At 65.2% G+C, this 836-nt stretch carries 1 protein-coding gene; it reads left to right on the top strand.

Translation table 11 applies throughout. The features are described 5' to 3' along the window. Window positions 1–836 (top strand): Ig-like domain-containing protein (locus AOG28_RS17445; protein WP_200906843.1); only part of this gene is annotated, 836 nt, incomplete at both ends.

The following is an 836-nucleotide window of genomic DNA, read 5'->3' on the forward strand; positions in this document are numbered from 1 at the left end:
GGCGACAGCACCAATGACCCGACGCCGACCCTCACCGGCAGCGCCGAAGCCAATAGCACCGTCACCATCACCCGCAACGGCGAAGTCGTTGATACGGTCGTGGCAGATGCCAATAGCGCCTGGCGCTATACCCCGAGCACTGATCTCACCGAGGGCGATCACGTCTTCAGCGTCACCGCGACCGATGCCGCCGGTAACGAAAGCGCGCCGTCTGGCGAGTTCACGCTCACCGTCGACACCGTCGCGCCGGATGCCCCGATCCTGTCCGAGACCGATGGCGAAACCGCCAACGGCAGCACCGTCAATGGTAGCGCCGAGGCCGGTGGCACCGTCGAAATCACCAATGGTGATGGCGATCTGCTGGGCAGCGGTTCTGTTGCCGATGACGGTACGTTCAGCATCACCCTGTCTCCGAAGCAGGAAGCCGGCGCTGAACTGACCGCCACCGTCACCGACGCCGCGGGTAACGAAAGCCCAGTCTCCGACACCCTGGTGGTGCCGGAAGACGCTGACGTTACCGCGCCGAACACGCCAACCATCACCTCCGCGACCGACGATGTACCAGCCGATACCGGCGCCCTCGCCTCCGGCGACAGCACCAATGACCCGACGCCGACCCTCACCGGCAGCGCCGAAGCCAATAGCACCGTCACCATCACCCGCAACGGCGAAGTCGTTGATACGGTCGTGGCAGATGCCAATAGCGCCTGGCGCTATACCCCGAGCACTGATCTCACCGAGGGCGATCACGTCTTCAGCGTCACCGCGACCGATGCCGCCGGTAACGAAAGCGCGCCGTCTGGCGAGTTCACGCTCACCGTCGACACCGTCGCGCC

This window comes from Cobetia sp. UCD-24C (genome assembly GCF_001306765.1).
Taxonomy (GTDB): domain Bacteria; phylum Pseudomonadota; class Gammaproteobacteria; order Pseudomonadales; family Halomonadaceae; genus Cobetia; species Cobetia amphilecti.